This window comes from Streptomyces sp. NPDC089915, from assembly GCF_040684675.1.
GTDB lineage: Bacteria > Actinomycetota > Actinomycetes > Streptomycetales > Streptomycetaceae > Streptomyces.
Map to the genome: position 1 here is coordinate 1 of NZ_JBFBGN010000128.1, position 19083 is coordinate 19083.

17 protein-coding genes are annotated in these 19083 nt (G+C 74.5%); 6 read left to right on the plus strand and 11 right to left on the minus strand.

Features of this window, described 5'->3' with window-relative positions:
- The 3 genes from AB0O29_RS28150 to AB0O29_RS28160 all read right to left on the minus strand — a co-directional run.
- Positions 1 to 713 (minus strand): reverse transcriptase-like protein (locus AB0O29_RS28150; protein ID WP_365156709.1); only part of this gene is annotated, 713 nt, incomplete at its 3' end.
- Positions 713 to 1456: a C4-type zinc ribbon domain-containing protein gene (locus tag AB0O29_RS28155; protein WP_365156750.1), complete on the minus strand. Its 744-nt coding sequence runs from the start codon at positions 1454 to 1456 to the stop codon at positions 713 to 715. The genes AB0O29_RS28155 and AB0O29_RS28150, both read right to left, overlap by 1 nt.
- On the minus strand, positions 1453 to 2313 hold the full coding sequence (locus tag AB0O29_RS28160; RefSeq protein ID WP_365156712.1) for a Nif3-like dinuclear metal center hexameric protein: 861 nt from the start codon (positions 2311 to 2313) through the stop codon (positions 1453 to 1455). Before AB0O29_RS28160 ends, AB0O29_RS28155 begins: the two co-directional genes overlap by 4 nt.
- Positions 2314 to 2595: 282 nt before the next feature.
- Here AB0O29_RS28160 and AB0O29_RS28165 point away from each other — a divergent pair, with 282 nt between their 5' ends.
- Both AB0O29_RS28165 and AB0O29_RS28170 read left to right on the plus strand, forming a co-directional pair.
- Positions 2596 to 3693, plus strand: coding sequence for a hypothetical protein (locus AB0O29_RS28165; RefSeq protein ID WP_365156714.1), 1098 nt, complete (start codon positions 2596 to 2598; stop codon positions 3691 to 3693).
- A 215-nt stretch (positions 3694 to 3908) separates the two neighbouring features.
- A complete protein-coding gene (locus AB0O29_RS28170) occupies positions 3909 to 5147 on the plus strand; it encodes a right-handed parallel beta-helix repeat-containing protein (protein ID WP_365156717.1) in 1239 nt (412 codons plus the stop codon).
- A 19-nt stretch (positions 5148 to 5166) separates the two neighbouring features.
- Here AB0O29_RS28170 and AB0O29_RS28175 read toward each other — a convergent pair whose 3' ends face one another.
- Positions 5167 to 6051 (minus strand): LysR family transcriptional regulator, encoded by an 885-nt coding sequence (locus tag AB0O29_RS28175; protein WP_365156720.1) that lies wholly within the window; start codon positions 6049 to 6051, stop codon positions 5167 to 5169.
- Between the two features lie 70 nt (positions 6052 to 6121).
- Here AB0O29_RS28175 and AB0O29_RS28180 point away from each other — a divergent pair, with 70 nt between their 5' ends.
- Positions 6122 to 6490 (plus strand): nuclear transport factor 2 family protein, encoded by a 369-nt coding sequence (locus AB0O29_RS28180; RefSeq protein WP_365156723.1) that lies wholly within the window; start codon positions 6122 to 6124, stop codon positions 6488 to 6490.
- Between the two features lie 81 nt (positions 6491 to 6571).
- Here AB0O29_RS28180 and AB0O29_RS28185 read toward each other — a convergent pair whose 3' ends face one another.
- From AB0O29_RS28185 to AB0O29_RS28195, 3 genes are read right to left on the minus strand one after another with little or no spacing between them, the layout of a single operon-like run.
- The gene (locus AB0O29_RS28185) at positions 6572 to 7513 is read right to left on the minus strand and encodes a 3-oxoacyl-ACP reductase (protein WP_365156725.1); all 942 of its coding nucleotides are present in this window, start codon (positions 7511 to 7513) and stop codon (positions 6572 to 6574) included.
- A gap of 53 nt (positions 7514 to 7566) precedes the next feature.
- A complete protein-coding gene (locus AB0O29_RS28190) occupies positions 7567 to 8643 on the minus strand; it encodes a Zn-dependent alcohol dehydrogenase (RefSeq protein ID WP_365156727.1) in 1077 nt (358 codons plus the stop codon).
- Between the two features lie 42 nt (positions 8644 to 8685).
- Complete coding sequence (locus AB0O29_RS28195; RefSeq protein ID WP_365156730.1) at positions 8686 to 9558, minus strand: MaoC/PaaZ C-terminal domain-containing protein; 873 nt, start codon at positions 9556 to 9558, stop codon at positions 8686 to 8688.
- Positions 9559 to 9795: 237 nt separating this feature from the next.
- On the opposite strand from AB0O29_RS28195, the gene AB0O29_RS28200 reads away from it, so the two are divergent.
- Positions 9796 to 10155 carry a DNA-binding response regulator gene (locus tag AB0O29_RS28200; RefSeq protein ID WP_365156753.1) on the plus strand — a complete coding sequence of 120 codons (360 nt, stop codon included), beginning with the start codon at positions 9796 to 9798 and terminating at the stop codon, positions 10153 to 10155.
- Between the two features lie 177 nt (positions 10156 to 10332).
- Here the strand turns inward: AB0O29_RS28200 and AB0O29_RS28205 are convergent, their stop codons facing one another.
- Positions 10333 to 11634 (minus strand): cytochrome P450, encoded by a 1302-nt coding sequence (locus AB0O29_RS28205; protein ID WP_365156733.1) that lies wholly within the window; start codon positions 11632 to 11634, stop codon positions 10333 to 10335.
- Between the two features lie 213 nt (positions 11635 to 11847).
- Here AB0O29_RS28205 and AB0O29_RS28210 point away from each other — a divergent pair, with 213 nt between their 5' ends.
- Complete coding sequence (locus tag AB0O29_RS28210; RefSeq protein WP_365156736.1) at positions 11848 to 13041, plus strand: amidohydrolase family protein; 1194 nt, start codon at positions 11848 to 11850, stop codon at positions 13039 to 13041.
- A 38-nt stretch (positions 13042 to 13079) separates the two neighbouring features.
- Here AB0O29_RS28210 and AB0O29_RS28215 read toward each other — a convergent pair whose 3' ends face one another.
- Both AB0O29_RS28215 and AB0O29_RS28220 read right to left on the minus strand, forming a co-directional pair.
- A complete protein-coding gene (locus AB0O29_RS28215) occupies positions 13080 to 14288 on the minus strand; it encodes a lipid-transfer protein (protein WP_365156739.1) in 1209 nt (402 codons plus the stop codon).
- Positions 14289 to 14300: 12 nt separating this feature from the next.
- Positions 14301 to 16433 carry an acyl-CoA dehydrogenase family protein gene (locus AB0O29_RS28220; protein WP_365156742.1) on the minus strand — a complete coding sequence of 711 codons (2133 nt, stop codon included), beginning with the start codon at positions 16431 to 16433 and terminating at the stop codon, positions 14301 to 14303.
- Between the two features lie 274 nt (positions 16434 to 16707).
- Between AB0O29_RS28220 and AB0O29_RS28225 the strand changes: the two genes are divergently transcribed.
- On the plus strand, positions 16708 to 16917 hold the full coding sequence (locus tag AB0O29_RS28225; RefSeq protein WP_365156745.1) for a hypothetical protein: 210 nt from the start codon (positions 16708 to 16710) through the stop codon (positions 16915 to 16917).
- Between the two features lie 25 nt (positions 16918 to 16942).
- On the opposite strand, the gene AB0O29_RS28230 is transcribed toward AB0O29_RS28225, so the two are convergent.
- Positions 16943 to 18850, minus strand: coding sequence for a serine/threonine-protein kinase (locus AB0O29_RS28230; protein WP_365156747.1), 1908 nt, complete (start codon positions 18848 to 18850; stop codon positions 16943 to 16945).
- Positions 18851 to 19083 lie beyond the last annotated feature (233 nt).

The window sequence follows — 19083 nt, forward strand, 5'->3', positions numbered from 1 at the left end:
CGGGCCTGCGAGGAGGCGGCTTCGGTGCCGGAGGCCGTCGCGGCTCCGTCCGTGGCCGGGCGGGCTCCGGCCGTGGCCGGGCCGGGTTCCGCCGTGGCCGAGCCGGGTTCCGCCGTGGCCGGGCGGGGTTCGGCCGCGGCCGGGCCGGGTTCCGCCGCGGCGGCAGCGGCGCCGGGCGCGCCCGGCCTCGTAGCGCCGGAGGCCAGCGCGGCGCGGACCGCCGCCGCGCCCTTCGCCGCGTCGCCCGGGGGGCCCTGCGGGGGGAGGAGGTCGGCCGTGGAGGCGGAGGGTTCCCACTGCCTGCCCTGACGGCCCGCGTCCATCGCCTCGTTGGCCAGCCGGTCCGCGTGCTTGTTGCGCTCGCGCGGGATCCACTCGTACGTGACCTGCGCGCGCGGCAGGACCTTCGCGGCCTCCGCCGCCAGCGGCTTCATGTCGGGGTGCTTGATCTTCCAGCGGCCCGACATCTGCTCCACGACGAGCTTCGAGTCCATCCGGACCCGGACCTCCGCGTCGGGGGCCAGCTCACGCGCGGCCCTCAGCCCCGCGATCAGGCCCCGGTACTCGGCGACGTTGTTCGTCGCGACGCCGATGAACTCGGCGCGCTCGGCCAGGGTCTCCCCCGTCACCGGGTCCAGGACGACCGCGCCGTAGCCGGCGGGCCCCGGGTTGCCCCGGGATCCGCCGTCGGCCTCCACGACGAAACGCGGCATCAGATGCCCGAGTCCGCCGCACGGACGAGGATGCGCCCGCAGTTCTCGTGCCGCACGACCTGGTCGCGGGCGGCGGCCTTGATCTCGTTGACCTCGGCCAGGTCGAGCTCCAGTCGGCAGCCCTCGCAGCGGCGCTGGTACAGGCGGGCGGCGCCCACACCGCCCTGCTTGACCCGGATCTTCTCGTACAGGGCCATCAGGTCGGCCGGCATGGAGCCGACGATGACCTCGCGGTCCTTGGTGGTCTTCGCGGCCTCGGCGTCCAGCTCACCGGTGGCGGCGTCGCGGCGCGCGGTGGCGTCGGCCAGCTTGGACTCCAGGGCGGCGACCCGCTCGGTGATCCCGGTGACGCGCTCCTGCGCGCCCTCCAGGCGCTCCATGACCTCCAGGACCACGTCCTCCAGGTCGGCCTGGCGCTTGGCGAGCGAGGTGACCTCGCTCTGCAGGTTCGCCAGGTCCTTGGCCGAGATCCCGGCGCCCGACTCCAGGCGCTGCTGGTCGCGGGCCGCGCGCTGGCGCACCTGGTCGACGTCCTGCTCCGCCTTGGTCTGCTCGCGGGCGGCGTCGCTGGCCTGCGTCTGGGCGGCGACGAGCAGGTCGCGCTGCTGGCTGAGGTCCTTGGTCAGGGAGTCGACCTCGGCGTGCTCCGGCAGCGACTTGCGCTTGTGGGCGAGCTGAGACAGCCGGACGTCCAGGGCCTGGACGTCGAGGAGTCGGATCTGGTCGGCGGGCTCGGCGTTCAGTTGGGGGCTCCAGAGACACTAGAAGGGGTGGTTTCGGACGGCGCGTGCGCCGCCCACGGGTCGGTGACCGTGCGCGAGACGTGGGTCCGCAGACCCCAGCCGTGGCGCTCGGAGACGGCGTCGAGCTGGGCCGCGGCCTGCTCGCACCAGGGCCACTCGGTGGCCCAGTGGGCGGCGTCGACGAGGGCGAGCGCGTTCTGCTCGCGGGCCTCGGACACCGGGTGGTGACGCAGGTCGGCAGTGAGGAACGCGTCCACGCCGGCGGCGCGGACCTGCGCGAAGAGGCTGTCGCCGGAGCCGCCGCTGACGGCGACGGTGCGGATCAGCGCGTCGGGGTCGCCGGCGACGCGGATGCCCTGGGCGGTGCGCGGCAGCCGGGCGGCGGCGCGGGCGGTGAACTCGCGCAGGGTCTCGGGGCGGTCCAGCTCGCAGATCCGGCCGAGGCCGCGGCGGCCGGTCGGGTCGGTCGGGTCGGGCACGAGGGGGCCGGTGACCCGCAGGTCGAGGGCGCCGGCGAGGGCGTCGGAGACGCCGGGGTCGGCGGTGTCGGCGTTGGTGTGGGCGACGTGCAGCGCGATGTCGTTCTTGATCAGCGTGTGCACGACGCGGCCCTTGAAGGTGCCCGCCTCGACGGTGGTGGTGCCGCGCAGGTAGAGGGGGTGGTGGGTGACGACCAGGTCGGCGCCCAGCTTCACCGCCTCGTCGACGATCTCCTGTACGGGGTCCACCGCGAACAGCACCCGGGTGACCTCGGCACCGGGGTCGCCGCACACGGTGCCGACGGCGTCCCACTGCTCGGCCCGCGAGGGGGGCCAGAGAGCGTCCAGCGCGGCGATGACTTCAGAGAGAGAGGGCACGGGCCAAGGCTACCGTCCGTGGCGACCGCCCAGCCTGTCCCCCGGGCAGGGGGCGGACGGGGGGCGGACGGGCGCACGGCCGGCTCCGCGCGGGCGCCTCCGTCGCGCACTGAGGCAAGGCTTACCACATCTGACCACAAACGTCCTGATATCCACAGCACAACCACCGCCCCCACCACTGGCGAATCGTTGCGGCACCACCCGTACGTGTGAAGCGTGCGGGGTCGTGTTGTCCGGCCGGAAGCGCGAAACCTAGTTTCCTCCCCGGAGGTGACGTCCCGGATGACCGTCTGTGCCACCGAGAAGACCACGACCGCCCCGCTCACGATCACCACCGACGGGGCCTACGCCGCGCGGCTGGCCGGGGAGGGCGAGGCCCGGTACCCCGAGCGGTGGACGCTGGGCGGGCCGGAGCCGTACGCGGTGCCGTTGCCGCTCGCGCAGCCCGAGGAGGCCGACAGCGAGGTGCAGCCGCTGGCCGACGGGCGGGTGCTGATCCGCCGGCGGGTCGCCGACCGGCACGCGTTCGCCCTGCTCTACCCCTCGGGCACCTACACCGGCCCCCGCCCCTCGGGCCCGGGCGCCGGGCCCCGTACCGGGGAGCTCCCGCTCGGCGGGATCGACGCCGAGGACGGCCTGTCGGTCCGCCTGCTGCCGCCGGCCCCCGACGGGTCCGCGGCCTACGCCCTGGCGGTGGCGGGCGAGGAGACCACCGTCTGGCAGGTCGCCGGGCACGGCTCCGACGGGCCGAGGCGGGCCGCCGTGCTGCCCGGCCGCTGCTCCGGCGGGGTCTGGCTGGACCGCACGGGCCGGCTGCTGTCCCTGGACCGGGAGCGGGAGGGCCGCGTCAAGGCCGTGGCCGTGGACCTGACCCGGGGCGGGGTGGTCACCCCGCTGCTCCAGATCGCCGAGGACAGCGACGACCGGCTGCTGATGGCGGCCCCCGACAGCGGCCTGCTGCTGATCCGCTCGGACGCGCCGGGCGAGCCCCGGCTCGGCTGGGGGGTGCTGGGCAGCGCCCGCCCGGTCCGCTTCCCGGAGTGCCTGCGGCTGGAGGACGCCCGCCCCTTCGCGGTCCAGCCGGGCCAGGTGCTGATGCCGGAGGCCTGCGGGGTCGCCCTGCGGGTCGGGGAGGACGGGCTGGCACTGTGGCGCCCGGCCGACCGCCACGTGTTCCGCCTCGGCGCCCCCGCGGGCTGGCTCGGCACCGGCCTATGGACCCCGGAGGGCCGCCTGCGCCTCCCGTACACCACCCCGGAAACCCCCTGCGGCCTCGTCACCCTGACCCAGCCGACCGCCCCGCCACCCCCCGTCCACCTGGACCCACCCCCGAAACCGGCCACCCGCCCCATCCCCCTCCAGCAGGCCCCGCTGGGCTGATCGCCTTACGACGGCCGTGCCGGGGAGGGGACATGACGACTCCTCCCGCCCGGCCGGGACGGCCCGGCCGACCTGGAGGGTGCGCTCGCCTTCCTGGGCCGAGACGGCCGGTCACCCGGTTGGGGCGGAGCCTGATGGATCCATCGGAATGCCCGTATCGTCATGATCTGAGTACGTTCGGTGACGGCTCGACACCCACCGCGTAAGGAAGATCCATGACGGTCGTTCCGAAGCACACAGGACTGCTGCGGGGTTCCCGCACGACCCGCACGAGGGGCCTCCTCGCCCTCGCCACGGCGATGGCGGCGCTGGCCGCCCAGGGGGCCCTCGGCACGGCGGCGCCCACGGCCCGGGCGGCGGAAGGGCCGCGCTCGGAGATCGTCGTGCCGCGCGACTTCCCCAGCATCCAGGCGGCGGTGGACGCCGCCCCCTCGGGCGGGACGGTGACCGTACGGGCGGGCACCTACACCGAGGAGGTGGTCGTCAGCGGCAAGGAGCTGCGGCTGAAGGGGGCGGGTGCGCGGAAGACGGTCATCAAGTCGCCCGCGACGCTCACCCCGTTCGCGGTGAACACCCGCGACGACCTCCCCACGGCGTCGATCGTGCGGATCGCCGGCGGGGCCCGCGTCCGCATGTCCGGATTCACGGTGACCGGGCCGATCCCGTGCGCGGTGGGCGCCAACGGGATCACCGCCCTGCAGGGCTCGACGCTCGAACTCACCGACTCCCACGTCCCCGACGTCCACCCCGACGCCTCCTGCCCCGGCGACCGGGCACGCGGGCGCGGCGTGGTCTTCGGCCTCCCGCCGTTCGTCGAGGTGGGCGGCGTGCCCGGGAGCACCGCCTCGGGGCTGATCTCCCACGTCACGGTGGAGCGCTACCTCATCGACGGGATCAACATCGGCGGTCCGGCGGAAGGCGGGACCCGGGTGGAGATCACGGACAACACGGTCACCGGCGGGGCGCGGTTCCCCGTCGCACAGGCCGGCATCGCGGTCGCGTCCGGGGCGACCGGAAAGGTGACGGGCAACAGGGTCTCCGACACCGTGTGCACCCTGGCGGAATGCGGACCGGATCCGATCGCCCAGATCCAGTCGGCCGGCATCATCACCGCGTTCGACCCGGCGTCAGGAAGCGTGATCTCCGAGAACCGGGTCTCCGCGTCCGACATCGGCGTCTACCTCTACGCCAGCCCGGACTGCTGCCGGATCAGCGGGAACCACCTCAAGGGCAACAAGTACTTCGGGATCGCGATCCAGGACGGCAACGGCACGACGGACCGCAACACCATCAGCGGCGGGCAGGTCGGCATCGGCGTGATCGCCGACAGTGCCGACACGACCGGCACCCTGCGCGGCGACCGGATCTCCGGGACGACCGTCGCCCCCGTCCGCGAGACCGAGTGCTGCGGGTACAAGGCGACGGCCGTCGTCCGGCAGCACGACGGGGGCTAGGCCGCGAAAGAGACGGCCCTCAGGGGGCACCCGCCTCCCGCAGCGCCGTCAGGAGGCGGGTGTAGAGGAGGCGGGCCGCCGGGGAGTGTTGGTCGGGGCGGATGACCAGGCCCAGGCGGGCGTGGGTGGTGGCGTCGGCGAGGGGGACGGCCCGTAGGGCGGGGCCCTGGGTGGAGGAGGGGCTGAGGACGGCCGTGCCCGCGCCCCGTTCGGCGAGGCGGAGGAGGGCGGCCGGTGAGCTGGCCTCCATGTCCACGCGCGGGTCGAGGCCGAGCCGGCGGCAGGAGTCCTCGTACGCGGCTCGGATGCCGGTGCCCGCGGGGAGGCAGAGGATCTTCTCGCCCCGGAGGCCGGCGAGCGTCAGGTCCGCGCGGTCGAGCCGGTGGCCCGCCGGGACGACGGCGGCGATCGGCTCGTCGATGACGACGCCCGCCTCCAGGCCGGGGGCGGGCTCGCCCGCGTAGCCGATCAGGGCCAGGTCGAGGGTGCCGGACAGGACGCGGGACTGGAGGGCGGCGGAGTGGTCCTCGTGCAGCCCGAGTTCGATGCCGGGGTGGGTGCGGCCCAGGTCGGCGAGGGTGTCCAGGAAGGGCGGGATCGAGCAGCCCATGACCATGCCGAGCCGGACCCGGCCGCGGACGGCGTCGGCGAACTCGGCGGCGGTGTGCCGGATGGCGTCCAGGGCGGCGAGGGCGCTCTTGGCGAGGGGGAGGACGGCCTCGCCGGCCGGGGTGAGGCGCACCCGGCGGGCGGAGCGGTCGAAGAGGCGCTGGCCCAGCTCGTGTTCCAGCTTCGCCACCTGGGTGCTGATCCCGGACTGGCTGACGTGCAGGCGCTGGGCGGCGCCGGTGAACGTGCCCTCGTCCACGACGGCGGCGAAGTAGCGCAGCTGGTGCATCTCCATATCTGAAGATGATAGATGGCATCGGATACATCTGTTGGACGGATGGCTGCGGGCTCGGGAGGATGGGGGCATGACGAAGACGAAGAGTGCGCGAGAGCTGGCCGAGACCTACTTCACCGCCTGGGAGGCGGGCGACTTCGAGACCATGCGCGGGCTGCTGGCCGAGGACGTCGACTTCGTCGGGGCGCTCGGCACGGTCCGGGGGACGGAAGCGGCGCTGGCCGGGCTGCAGGGGCTCGGGAAGGTGCTGGAGAAGATCGACGTGAAGGTGCGGGTGGCCGAGGGCGACGAGGTGATCACCTGGTTCGACCTGTGCACGAGCATCGCGGCGCCCGCGCCGACGGCGAACTGGATGCACGTGGAGGACGGGCGGATCGCCCGCATCCGGGTGACCTTCGACCCCCGCGGGCTGCTGGCCGGCTTCGCCGAGCAGGGCTGAGACGCGCGGGCGCCCCGGAGCCCCCTCCGCCGGGAGGAGGGGGCTCCGGGGCGCGGACGCGCCGACGCGCCGGCGGGCGCGCTAGTCGTGCTTGAGGCCCAGGACCTCGGCCGCCGCGAAGGTCTCGTTCGGCGGGCGGGAGTCGTAGTGCGGGCTGAGGAGGGAGTCGAGCTCCTCGAAGGAGAAGACCTCCTTCGAGGTGTCGAACTTGGCCGCCACCCGCGGGCGTTCCATCACCACGACGATCCCGCCGTGCACCACGAAGAGCTGGCCGTTCGCCTTCGCCGAGGCCGGCGAGGCGAGGTAGCCGACCAGCGGGGCGACGTGCTCGGGGGCGAGGGCGTCGAGCTTGCCCTCCTCGGGGACCTGGAACCCGGCGAAGACGTCCTCGGTCATCCGGGTGCGGGCGCGCGGGCAGATGGCGTTGGCGGTCACCCCGTACTTGGCCAGGGCCAGGGCGGTCGAGGTGGTCAGGCCCACGATGCCGCCCTTGGCCGCCGCGTAGTTGGGCTGCCCGGCCGAACCGCCGAGGAAGGCCTCGGACGAGGTGTTGACGATCCGCCCGTAGACCGGCCCGCCCGCCGCCTTGGAGCGCTCCCGCCAGTGCGCGGAGGCGAAGTGGGTGGTGTTGAAGTGGCCCTTGAGGTGGACCCGGATCACCGAGTCCCACTCCTCCTCCGACATCGAGAAGACCATCCGGTCGCGCAGGATGCCCGCGTTGTTGACCAGGACGTCCAGCTTCCCGAAGCTGGACACGGCCAGGTCGACCAGCTCCCGCGCCTGTTCGAAGTCGGCCACGTCCCCGAGGTGCGCCACCGCCCGCCCGCCCGCCGCGCGGATCTCGGCGGCGACCTCCTCGGCCGGAGCGGCGGAGGCCTCGCCGGAGCCGTCGCGGCCGCTCTGGCCGAAGTCGTTGACGACCACGCTCGCGCCGAGCCGGGCCAGTTCGAGCGCCTCGGCCCGGCCGAGCCCCCGGCCGGCGCCGGTGACGATGGCGCTGAGCCCCTCAAGTGGCAGTGACATGTGCCGGATTCCTCTCAGAACGGATCAGTCGGCGGTCGGCGGTCGGCGGGGCGTCAGATCTCGATGCAGGTGCGCAGGGCCGTGCCCGTACGCATCTGGTCGAGGGCGTCGTTGATCTCGGCGAGCTGCACCCGGTGGGTGATCAGGCCCGCCAGGTCGATCCGGCCGGCCCGCCACAGCTCGATGGTGCGCGCGTAGGAGCGGAGCACGTCCCCGCCCCCGTACATGGAGGGGAGGATCTTCTTCTCGTCGAAGAAGAGCGAGAACATGTCGATCTGGAAGTTGTCGTCGAGGGCCCCCGCGCCGACGATGACCACCGAGCCGCCGCGCCGGGTCATCTGGTAGGCGGTGCGGGCGGTGGCGGACTTGCCCACGACCTCGAAGACGTAGTCGAATCCCTCCCCGGAGGTGATCCGGGCCTTGGCGTCGCCGAAGGCGTCCGGGGCGACGGCCTCGCTCGCCCCGAAGCGCAGCGCCGCCTCCCGCCGGGACTCCACCGGGTCGACGGCGACGATCTGCGCCGCGCCCTGCACCTTGGCGCCCTGGATGACGGAGATGCCGACGCCGCCGCAGCCGATGACGGCGACGGAGGAACCCGCCTCCACCTTCGCGGTGTTGATGGCCGCGCCGAGACCGGTGGTGACCCCGCAGCCGATGAGGGCGGCGATGTCGAAGGGCACGTCGTCGGGGATCGGGACGGCGCAGTTGGCCGCGACGACGATCTCCTCGGCGAAGGTGCCGGTCGCGGCGAAGCCGAAGATCTCCCCGCCGGCCCGGCGGAAGTTGGGGATGCCCGCGTTGACCAGGCTCTCCAGGCACAGGTGCCCCTGGCCGCGCTTGCAGGCGGCGCAGTGCCCGCAGGGCGGCAGCCAGCAGACGAGGACCCGGTCGCCCTCCTTGTGGCCGGTGACCCCCTCACCGACCCCGGTGATCACCCCAGAGCCCTCGTGGCCGGGGATGAAGGGCGCGGGCTGCGGCAGGACGCCGCTCATCGCGGAGAGGTCGGAGTGGCACAGGCCGGTGGCCCTGATGCGGATCCGCACCTTGCCGGGGCCCAGGCCCACGGCCTCCATGTCGTCGACGACCTCTAGCTTGTCCTGGCCTATCTCGCTCAGCAGTGCTGCGCGCACGGTGCGGCTCCTTAGGGGCGTGTGCCTGGGGCGTGTGCCTTGTTACGCGTGCTCGACGACGGTGTCGGCGAGGACCGGGGCGTCGTCGCGTTCGGCGGCGGTCACCGAGACCAGGACGCGGCCGGGCTCCTGCCACATCCGGATGCGCAGGGTCTCCCCGGGGAAGACGATCCCGGCGAAGCGCGTGCGGTAGGCGCGGACGCGGGAGACGTCCCCGCCGAGGGCGGTGTCGACGACGGCCTTGAGGGTCATCCCGTACGAGCACAGGCCGTGCAGGATGGGCTTGTCGAAGCCGGCCAGCTTGGCGAACTCGGGGTCGGCGTGGAGGGGGTTCCAGTCGCCGGAGAGCCGGTAGAGCAGGCCCTGTTCCTCACGGATCGGCCGCTCCTCGGTGCGGTCGGGGGCCCGGTCGGGCAGTTCGCCGCGCACGGAGGGACCGCGCTCGCCGCCGAAGCCGCCCTCACCGCGGACGAAGATCTGCGCGTCGCTGGTCCACAGCGGGCCGTCGGCGTCGGCGACCTCGGAGCGCAGCACGATGACGGCCGCCTTGCCCTTGTCGTAGACGGCGGCGACCTTGGAGCTGGAGGTGGCCCGGCCCCGGACGGGGATCGGGCGGTGCAGCTCGATGGAGTGCCCGCCGTGCAGGACGTTCGCCAGGTTGACCTCGATGCCGGGGGCGGCGAGCCCGCCGAGCATGGCCATGCCGGCGCCGGCGACGGTGGCGAAGCTGGGGAGCACGTGGAGCTTGGACTCCAGGGTGTAGCGCAGTTCGTCGGGGTCGGTGGCCAGGCTGTTCCCGTGCAGGGAAGAGCCGGCGCCGAGGCCGAGGTGGTAGAGCTGGATGTCCTTGTGGTCCCAGCCGATCTCCCCCTGGCGGGGGTCGGCGGCGAGGGCCCTGGCGGCATCGATCGGCATTCGGATGCTGCTCCTTCTGCTCTCTGGAAGACCTCGGCGCGACCGTCCGCACCGTCGGCCGCACCGAGGTCGCGTGCGGAGCCGGTTCTAGAACGCGTTCTAGGAAGCGGCTGAGGGAATGTATAACGCACGCCCCCATGGTTGGGAAGAGCGCTGACGTCACGTCAGATGATCGTGGTGCGGGGCGTGTTGCCGGTTCCGGGGAGGGCCGGCCGGTAGCCTGCGGCGGTGGATGAGATGCCCGTGGCCCACCGGCCCGCCCGTTCCCTGCGCGTCCTGCTGGACCCGCCGAACCCGCCGCTCGCGGTCCGTCTCGGACTCCAGCCGGACATCGAGGTGGTGCCCTCCCTGACCCAGCGGCCGGCGGTGGCGCTGGTCGAGGACCCGGAGTCGGTGGCCGCCCTGCTGGCCGAGGACCCCGAGTGCCGGGTCCTGGTGGCCACGGGCTCGGCGCATCCGGGGCTGCGGGGGGCGGTCCTGGCGGCGGGGGCGGCGGGGCTGGTGCTGCGCGACGGGCCGGTGGAGGAGCTGGCGGAGTGCCTGCGGCGGGCGTCCATGGGCGAGACGGTGGTGGACCCGGCGCTCGCGGGCCCCTGACGGGACGGCTCCCGGGACGGCCCGTGCCCGTATGGCCCGTACCCGTGAGGCCCGTACCCGTGAGGCCCGTACCCGTGAGGCCCGTACCCGTAAGGCCCGTACCCGTAAGGCCCGTACGCGTACGGGAGCCCCCCGCCGGTCAGCGGCGGGGGGCTCCCCTCGGGGCTCGGGCCCCGGTCAGTTCCCCGCGGTCCAGTCGTCGACCGTCCGCGAGGGGTCCAGGGCGACGGGCAGCTTCTCCAGCCCGCGGAAGGCCGGGAAGGGCCCCTTGAGCCAGTCCCCCTCCGCCGGGGTCGGCATGGCGAGCACCATGTCCGGGAAGCGGTCGAGCAGCGCCGTCAGGCAGATCTCCAGCTCCAGCCGGGCCAGCGGGGCGCCCAGGCAGTAGTGGGCGCCGTAGCCGAAGCCGAGGTGGCTGCTCTGCAGCCCCTCCCGGGTGAAGTCCAGGGTGTCCGGGTCGGGGAACTTCTCCGGGTCGCGGTTGGCGGAGTTCAGCGCGATCTGCACGACCGCGCCCTTCGGAATGACCGTCCCGCCGATTTCCACGTCCTCCAGCGCGTACCGGAAGGTGGAGGTTTCCACCGAGCCCTCGAAACGCTGCATTTCCTCGATCGCCTGCGGCAGCAGTTCCCGGTTCTCCTGCACCGCCCGGAGCTGGTCGGGGTGGGTGAGGAGGCTGAAGACGCAATTCCCGATCTGCAGGGTGGTCGTCTTGTGCCCGGCGAAGAGCAGGACCCAGATCATCGAGACGAGTTCGTCGTCGGTGAGCGGTTCCTCCTCGTGCGGGGTCTCCACCAGCATGCTCAGGAAGTCGTCCGAGGGCTGGACCCGCGTGCGGTGGATGTGCCGGGCGAAGTAGTCCCGCAGCCAGATCTCGGCCTCTTCCAGGTCGCCCTTGAGGTCCTTGCTGAACCGCGAGCGGGTCACGACGGCGAACCACTTGAGGACCTCGGCCCGCTCCTGCCCGACGATGCCGAGCAGCTCGCAGATCACCATCACGGGCAGCGGCAGGGCGAAGGCCTGCATCAGGTCGACGGGCCGGTCCGTGGGGCAGCGGTCGAGCAGCTCGTGGGCGAGCTCCTCGATGTGCGGGCGCAGGGCGTGGATGTGGCGCGGGGTGAAGGCGGTCTTGGCGATGTGGCGCAGCCGGGTGTGGCGGGGCGGGTCGGCGAAGAGGAGGTTGTCGTCGAGCGCCTCGCACAGGTCCCCGAAGAGGGCGTGGTAGAGGTCGATGCCCTCGTGCATGTCCTTGCCGATGCGGTGGTCGGCCAGCAGGGCGTGGGCGTCCTCGTAGCGGGTGATCAGGTACGTGTCCACGCCGTGGCCCGGGGTGAGGCGGGCGACGGGGGCGTGTTCGCGCAGGGTCCGGTAGACCGGATAGGGGCACTGCCGGTATTCCGGCGTGCTCTTCGTCGCGGCCGCCACGGCTTCGTGCAGCGTGAGACCGTCGTCCGCCGCGGTCGTCGGTTCAGTCGTCACGCGCCCTGGCCTTTCGGGTAACCCGGAATTGACATGCGGCTGCTTTCCCGCGCCGGATCGGGGGCGAAACCCGATTGACCCGTTCGGAGCCGAAAGCTCCCCCTGCGGAATGTTCCGGGCGGCGGTCCGTGGTGGCCGTTCTAGGGTGTGCGGTGGATTTCGGGCCGCTTTCGGATCCCCGGGGTCACGGGTCGACGAGAGGGAATTGCGCACATGCCGGAATACGGTACGGGCGGCCTGGCCGTCGGCGGGGCGGCACGACCGGACGCGGCGGCCGGGGAGGCCGGGGAGGCCGACGACGGCAGCCGCGCGGTGATCGACGTCCACCACCACTTCTGCGCCCCCGCCTGGCGCCGGTGGGCGGAGCGGCAGGGGCTGGTGGGCCCGCGGTCGCTGCCGCCGTGGGCGGGCTGGGAGGCGCGGGACGCGCTGGCGCTGATGGACCGGGCGGGGATCGCGGTGGCGGTGCTCAAGCCGATGCTGCCCGCGCGGTACGAGAGTTCCGCGCAGCTGCGGGAGGCGGTCGCGGTGACGCTGGAGGCGGCGGCCGGGGTGGTGGAGGCGCACCCGGGGCGCTTCGCGTTCCACGCGCCGCTGTTCCTCGACGAGGAGGAGGTCTCCTCGTGGACCCTGCGGCGCGGCCTGGACGAGCTGGGGGCGGTCGGGGTGAACGTGACGGCGAACTACCGCGGGGTCTACCTGGGGGACCCCGCGTACGACCGGATCTTCGCGGAACTCGACGAACGCGCGGCACTCGTGGACACCCACCCCCACGTCCTCCCGGACGGCCCGGGCGGGGGCCACCCCACGGTGGGCGCCGGCCGGCCGGGCGGGCCGGGCGGGGGGCCGGGCGGACCGGGCGGACCGGGCGGACCGGGCGGGGGGCCGGGTGGCATGGCCGGAGGCCCGGTTCGCCCGGGCGGCGGGTCCGGGAGTGGGCCCGGGGGGCCCGCGTCCGTGCCCGGGGTGCCGAACTTCCTGTGCGACTTCCTGCTCGACACCACCCGGGCCGCCGTCAACATGATCCGGACCCGGACCCTCGACCGCTTCCCGAACCTGTCCGTGCTCCTCCCGCACGGCGGCGGCTTCCTCCCGCAGATCGCGACCCGCATGGAGGCCTTCGGGTACGCCTTCGACCCGCCCGTGGAGCCCGCGGCCGTACGGGACCACCTGCACCGCTTCTACTACGACACCGCCGGCCCGCTCTCCCCGGCCGGCACCCTGCTGGCCACCGTCGACCCCGCCCGGATCCTGTTCGGCAGCGACTGGCCGGCCTGCCCGGCCGGGGTGGTCACGGACCTGGCCGTCCCCGCCCTCGCCGCCGACCCGGCGTTCACCCCGGCGCAGCGCCGGGCCGTGAACCGGGAGAACGCGCTGCGCCTGATGCCCGGCCTGGTCCGCGCCTGACGCCCCGACGCGCCCGGGCCCGCGCGGGCCCGGGCGCGTCAGCGGCGCAGCAGCGTCACCACCGCCGCCCCGCCCAGCCCGATGTTGTGGGCCAGGCCCACCCGGGCGGCGGGGACCTGGCGCGGGCCTGCCTCGCCGCGCAGCTGCCAGACCAGTTCGGCCGCCTGCGCGAGCCCCGTCGCCCCCAGCGGGTGGCCCTTGGAGATCAGGCCGCCCGAGGGGTTGACCACCCAGCGGCCGCCGTAGGTGGTGGCCCCGCTCTCGACGAGCGCGCCGGAGGCCCCGTCCGCGCACATGCCGAGCGCCTCGTACGTCAGCAGCTCGTTCACCGAGAAGCAGTCGTGCAGTTCGACGACGTCGACGTCCTCGATGCCGAGCCCCGAGTCCTCGTACACCCGGCGGGCGGCGGCCGCCGTCATCGGCTTGCCGACCACGTCGATGCAGGAGCCGCCGAAGCTCGCCGCCGTGTCCGTGGTCATGGCCTGGGCGACGATCTCCACGGCCTTGTCGTGCAGCCCGTGCGCCACGACGAACCGCTCCGAGACCACGAGCGCGGCGGCCGCGCCGTCGGAGGTCGGCGAGCACTGGAGCTTCGTCAGCGGATCGTGGATGGTCTTGGCGGCGAGGACCTCCTCCACCGTGTACACGTCCTGGAACTGCGCGTTCGGGTTGTTCGCGGAGTGCCGGTGGTTCTTCGCGCCGACCGCGGCGAGCTGCGCGGGCGTGGTCCCGTACCGCTCCATGTGCTCGCGGGCCGCGTTGCCGAAGATCTGCGCGGTGGGCGGGGACATCTCGAAGCCGTGCGCGGCGGCCATGATCCCGTAGTGCCGGGCGACCGGCGAGGTCTTGCCGAAATCCTCAGCGGCTCCGCCGCGGGCCCCGCCGTCGGCCCCGCCGCCGAGCGCGCCCCGCTTCATCTTCTCGAAGCCGACCGCGAGCACGCAGTCGCCGATCCCGCCCTGGACGAACTGGCGGGCCATCATCAGCGCCGTCGAGCCGGTCGCGCAGTTGTTGTTGACGTTGTAGACCGGGACCCCGGTCAGCCCCAGTTCGTACGCCGCCCGCTGGCCGGCGGTGGAGGCCTGGAAGCAGTAGCCCACCGGCACCTGTTCGACGAGCCCGTAGTCCACTCCGGCATCGGCGAGCGCCGCCGATCCGGCCTCCCGGACCATGTCCCAGTACTGCCAGTCCCGTGACTCCGGCTTCTCGAACCTCGTCATGCCGACGCCCACGATGTACGACTTCATCTGCGCTGACTCCTAGTCCCTGGGAAGGCCGAGGATCCGCTCGGCGACGACGTTGAGCTGGACCTGGGTGGTGCCCCCGGCGATGGTCAGGCAGCGCGACATCAGCATCCCGTGCACCGCCCGCTCCCCCGCCCCCTCCCGCACCGCGCCGGCCGGGCCCAGCAGTTCGAGCGCGAGCTCGGCGGTCCGCTGCTGGTGGGGGGTCTGCACGAGCTTGCGCACGGAGGCTCCCGCGCCGGGCTCCAGCCCGGACACCTGCTGGAGCGTGGTGCGCAGCCCGATGCAGGCGAGCGCGTGGGCCTCGGCGGCGAGGGCGCCGATCCGGACCCCGTACGAGGCGTCGAGGCCGGGGGCGCGGGCGAGCAGCGCCTCCAGCCCGGTGTCGAAGGTCATCTGGTCGGCCATGTGGACGCGTTCGTTACCGAGGGTGTTGCGGGCGGCCTTCCAGCCTCCGTCGGCCGCCCCGACCAGGGCGTCCGGCGGCAGCAGGGCGTCCTCGAACCAGACCTCGTTGAAGAGGGAGTCGCCGGTGAGCTCCTTCAGGGGGCGGATCTCGATCCCGGGGGTGTTCCTCATGTCCACCACGAAGTAGCCGAGCCCCCGGTGCTTGGGCGCCTGCGGATCGGTCCGGGCGAGCAGGATCCCGAAGTCGGCGGTGTGGGCGGAACTCGTCCACACCTTCTGTCCGTTGATCCGCCAGGAGCCGTCGTCGGTCCGCTCGGCCCGGGTGCGCAGGGAGGCCAGGTCGGAGCCGGCGCCCGGCTCCGAGAAGAGCTGGCACCAGGTGGTGTCCCCGCGCAGGGTGGGCAGGACGTGGGCCTCGCGCTGCGCCTCGCTGCCGAAGGCGATCAGCGAGGGCACGATCCAGGTGGCGATCCCGAGGTCGGCGACCCTGACCCCGGCCTCCTTGAGCTCCTGCTGGATGACGATCTGCTCGGCGGGTCCGGCGCCGCGTCCGTAGGGCGGCGGGAGGTAGGGGGCCGCGTACCCGGTGGGCGCGAGCGTCCGGCGGGCGGCGGCCGGGTCCAGGCTGCGGGCGGCCCCGATGGCGGTGCGGGCCCGCTCCCGGTGGGCCTCCGCCTCCGCCGGGAGTTCCAGGCGCAGCTCGCGCCGGGCGCCGGCGGACGCCAGGCGTACGGCGCGCAGCCGGTGGGTGTCGCCGGGGCCCAGGAGCTGGCGGGCGACGAGGGCGCGGCGCAGGTGGATGTGGGCGTCGTGCTCCCAGGTGAAGCCGATGCCGCCGAGGATCTGGATGCAGTCCTTGGCGCAGGAGTACGAGGCGTCGAGGGCGGTACCGGCGGCGAGGGCGGCGACCAGCGCGCGCACGCCGGGTTCCTCGTCCGCGGCGTTGGCGGCGTCCCAGGCGAGGGCGCGGGCCTGTTCGAGGCGGACCAGCATGTCGGCGCACAGGTGCTTGACGCCCTGGAACCGTCCGATGGGGTGGCCGAACTGTTCGCGGGTCTTCGCGTACTCGGCGGCCGTGTGCACCGCCCAGGCGGCGGTGCCGCAGGCGTCGGCGGCGAAGAGCACACAGGCCAGGTCCCGCACGAGGGCCTCGTCCAGGTCCAGGAGCCGTCCGGCCGGGACGGTCAGCGCCCGGGCCCGCACCTCGGCGGTGGGCCGGGTCGGATCGGCGCTCTCGTGCGGCCGGACCTCCAGCGCGGCGGCGTCCACGGCGAACCACCGGACGGCGTCCCCCGTCTCGGCGGCGAGCAGCACCAGCTCCGCCTCGGCGGCGCCGAGCACCGGGGGCGCGAGCCCGTCCAGCAGCCATCCGCCCCCTCCGGCGGCGACGGCGGTGACCCCGCCGGCCCCCAGGGCGACCGCCCCGACGCGCCCGTCGAGCGGCTGCGCCCCGGCCCGGTCCAGGAGTACAGAGGCCAGCGCACTCGGCAGGAACGGCCCGGGCAGCGCCGCCCGGGCGGACTCCTCCACGACGACGGCCAGGTCCAGCAGGGTCCCGCCCTCCAGGTGGGGCGTGGCCAGCCCCTGTGCGCACATCCCGTCCCAGTAGGCGGGCCGCTCCCCGCTCCGGGGCGGCCCGTCGAGCAGCTTGCGCACCGCCTCGCCCGGCACGGCCCGCGCCGCCCAGCCGCGCACGGCGTCGGCCAACTCCCGCTGCTCCTGCGTGATTCCGATGCCCATGCGCGGCACACTAGAACACGTTTCAATCTGACGGAAGGTCAGATACGGCTGTTCTTCGGCGGGTTGCGCGGGTGCTTCGGGATGGGATGGGCTGGGCCGCCCCAGCCCGGAGCGAAGGAAGGGAAGGCCTGCCGTGACATCGGTCCCCGCGTGCCCGCGCTGCGGGCGGACACCGCTGAGAGCACTGCGCGTCGCGCGCACCCGCAACCGCTGGGGCGGAGGCGGGCCGAGACCGAGGCCGGAGCAGTGGTGGGAGTGCCCGGGGTGCGGCTGGGTGGGCTACCGGGACACGGAGGCCGGCCCGCTGAGGACGATGCGGCGGCCGGCGGGCGGGGAGGCCGACTGCCCCTTCTGCGGCGAGGAGGGCGGCAACGTCGTCAGCGAGCCGTGGCGGCGGGAGGACGGCGAGCTCCTGGACTGGATGGTCTGCCTGAACTGCGGGACGAGCAACCAGCGGCGGGCACGGCCTCCCGCCGGGGGGTGAGGGGCCGCTCGGCGGTGTGCCGCCCTCACCCCCCGGTGAGGGTGAGGGCGGCCCGGGCGATGTCCTTCACCTGCGGCCGGCAGGCGTCGGCGGTCTGCCCGCCGTTGAGCCACACCGTCACCATCACGTTCCCGTCGCGGACGACGAGCTGGCAGGCGCCGTTCCAGAACGCCTCGTCACCGATGCCGGACTCGCCCGCGCCCTCGGTCACCGCCTCGGCGTAGCGCTGCCGCTGGTCCTCGGTCCCGCTGCGCTTGCGACCGCCGAGCTCCAGGTCCCAGTCCACGGAGGCGTACGCCGCCCGCTCCTGGGTCCAGGCGCAGCTCGTGATCGCGCCCGAGGCGGTCTCGGAGTGCACGTCCTTGGCGGAGTCGCGCGCCGACTGGAGCAGCGGGAGGCGGGGGGCGATCGCGGAACAGTCCGCCAGGGTCGCGTACTTGTCCTTGACCCTGGCCGCGGGCGGGTCCCCGGCACCCGACCGCGCCACGCTGATCCCCCACGCCCCGAGTCCGGCCACCGCGAGCACGGCGACGGCCGCCAGAACCACGGTCCGGGCCGCCGGCCGCCGCCGGGGCGGCACCGCCGAGGTCACGGAGTACGGGGAGACGGACGACTCCGGCTCGGACTCCGGCTCGGGGCCCGGCTCCGACGGGGGACCCGGCCTCGGCCCGAGCTCCGGCTCCGACGGGGGACCCGGCCTCGGCCCGGACGTCGGCCTCAGCCTCGGCAGCAGGGGAGCCGGACCCGCGGGCCCGGCACCGGGCGGCGGGGGCCCCTCCACGCGCTGCGGCCCGTCCGCGCCTCCCGGCCCGGCCCCGCGTGGCGGCTCGGGCGCCCGTCCCCGGCCGTCCTCACGATTCGGCTCGTCCGCCCGCGAGGGCTCCTCCGCGGGCCCGAGCCGTTCCGTGCTCGGCGGTTCGGGGGGCTGCGCGAGCCGGGCCTGCGGCCGTGCCGTCGGAGGGGCCGGGATCCTCGGGTCCGGGACCCGGGTCGCCGGCCGGGGCGGCTCCGGGACGGGGGCGGGGTCGGAGTCCGGGTCGACGCCCAGGAGGCGGTCGATGGCCGCCCCCTGGGCGGTGATCATCCCGTGCACCGCCGGAGGCCACGGCAGGCGGCCCGCCGGGGGCACCGTGCCGAGCAGGTGCAGCAGTTCCGCCGGGGCCGGGCGGTCGGCCGGGGCCTTGGCCAGGCACCGGGCGACCAGCGGGCGCAACTCCGCCGGTACCGACGACAGTTCGGGCTCGGCGTGGACCAGGTTGAACAGGGTCCGCAGCATGGAGTCCGCCGCGAACGGGCTGGCCCCCGTGGCCGCCAGGGCCAGCACCGAGCCCAGCGAGAACACGTCGCTGGCCGGGGTCAGCGCCCTGCCCTCGGCCTGCTCCGGCGACATGAAGGCCGGGGAGCCGATGACCAGCCCGGTCCGCGTCAGCCGGGTGTCCACCCCGCTCTCGGCGGCCCGTGCGATGCCCAGGTCGATGACCCGGACGCCGTCCTGGGTGAGCAGCACGTTCTCGGGCTTGAGGTCGCGGTGGATCAGCCCCGCCCGGTGGATCTCCGTCAGCGCCGTCACCAGCCCGGCCGCGAGCCGCCGTACGGTCCGCTCCGGCAGCGCGCCCAGCTCGGCGACCGCCGCGCCGAGCGAGGGCCCGGGTACGAACACCGAGGCCAGCCAGGGGGTCGGCGCGTCCACGTCGGCGTCCATCACGGCCGCCGTATAGGCCCCGGACACCTTCTGCGAGGCCGCCACCTCACGCCGGAAGCGGGCGCGGAAGTCCCCGTCGTCCGCCAGCCGGGCGTGCACCTGCTTGACCGCGACGAGCCGTCCGTCGGGCGCCGCCGCCAGCAGCACCCGGCCCATGCCGCCCTCCCCGAGCACACTGAGCACCCGGTAGGGCCCCACCCGCTCCGGACCCGACAGCCCGATGGCCTCCATACCCGCCCCGCCCTCCACCCGCTCGGCGCGGCCCGGCCGCCCATGGCAGGGGAGATCATACGACCGGTCAACTCGCCCCGCGGGCAAGGCGGATCAGAGCGTACGAGGAGATCCGCCGACCCGGCGGGCCGCCCGGCCGCGCACGGCGGGGCGGACGCCCGCCCCCGGCACCCCCGGCCGGCACCCGCACGGCACCCGCACGGCACCCGCACGGCACCCGGACACATCGGAAT

What these genes read in the sequence shown, in the direction of transcription:
- AB0O29_RS28165 (WP_365156714.1), top strand. Translation starts at nt 2,596, where the DNA reads ATGACCGTCTGTGCCACCGAGAAGACCACGACCGCCCCGCTCACGATC.
- AB0O29_RS28170 (WP_365156717.1), top strand. Translation starts at nt 3,909, where the DNA reads ATGACGGTCGTTCCGAAGCACACAGGACTGCTGCGGGGTTCCCGCACG.
- AB0O29_RS28175 (WP_365156720.1), bottom strand. Translation starts at nt 6,051, where the DNA reads ATGGAGATGCACCAGCTGCGCTACTTCGCCGCCGTCGTGGACGAGGGC.
- AB0O29_RS28180 (WP_365156723.1), top strand. Translation starts at nt 6,122, where the DNA reads ATGACGAAGACGAAGAGTGCGCGAGAGCTGGCCGAGACCTACTTCACC.
- AB0O29_RS28185 (WP_365156725.1), bottom strand. Translation starts at nt 7,513, where the DNA reads ATGTCACTGCCACTTGAGGGGCTCAGCGCCATCGTCACCGGCGCCGGC.
- AB0O29_RS28195 (WP_365156730.1), bottom strand. Translation starts at nt 9,558, where the DNA reads ATGCCGATCGATGCCGCCAGGGCCCTCGCCGCCGACCCCCGCCAGGGG.
- AB0O29_RS28200 (WP_365156753.1), top strand. Translation starts at nt 9,796, where the DNA reads ATGCCCGTGGCCCACCGGCCCGCCCGTTCCCTGCGCGTCCTGCTGGAC.
- AB0O29_RS28210 (WP_365156736.1), top strand. Translation starts at nt 11,848, where the DNA reads ATGCCGGAATACGGTACGGGCGGCCTGGCCGTCGGCGGGGCGGCACGA.
- AB0O29_RS28215 (WP_365156739.1), bottom strand. Translation starts at nt 14,288, where the DNA reads ATGAAGTCGTACATCGTGGGCGTCGGCATGACGAGGTTCGAGAAGCCG.
- AB0O29_RS28220 (WP_365156742.1), bottom strand. Translation starts at nt 16,433, where the DNA reads ATGGGCATCGGAATCACGCAGGAGCAGCGGGAGTTGGCCGACGCCGTG.
- AB0O29_RS28230 (WP_365156747.1), bottom strand. Translation starts at nt 18,850, where the DNA reads ATGGAGGCCATCGGGCTGTCGGGTCCGGAGCGGGTGGGGCCCTACCGG.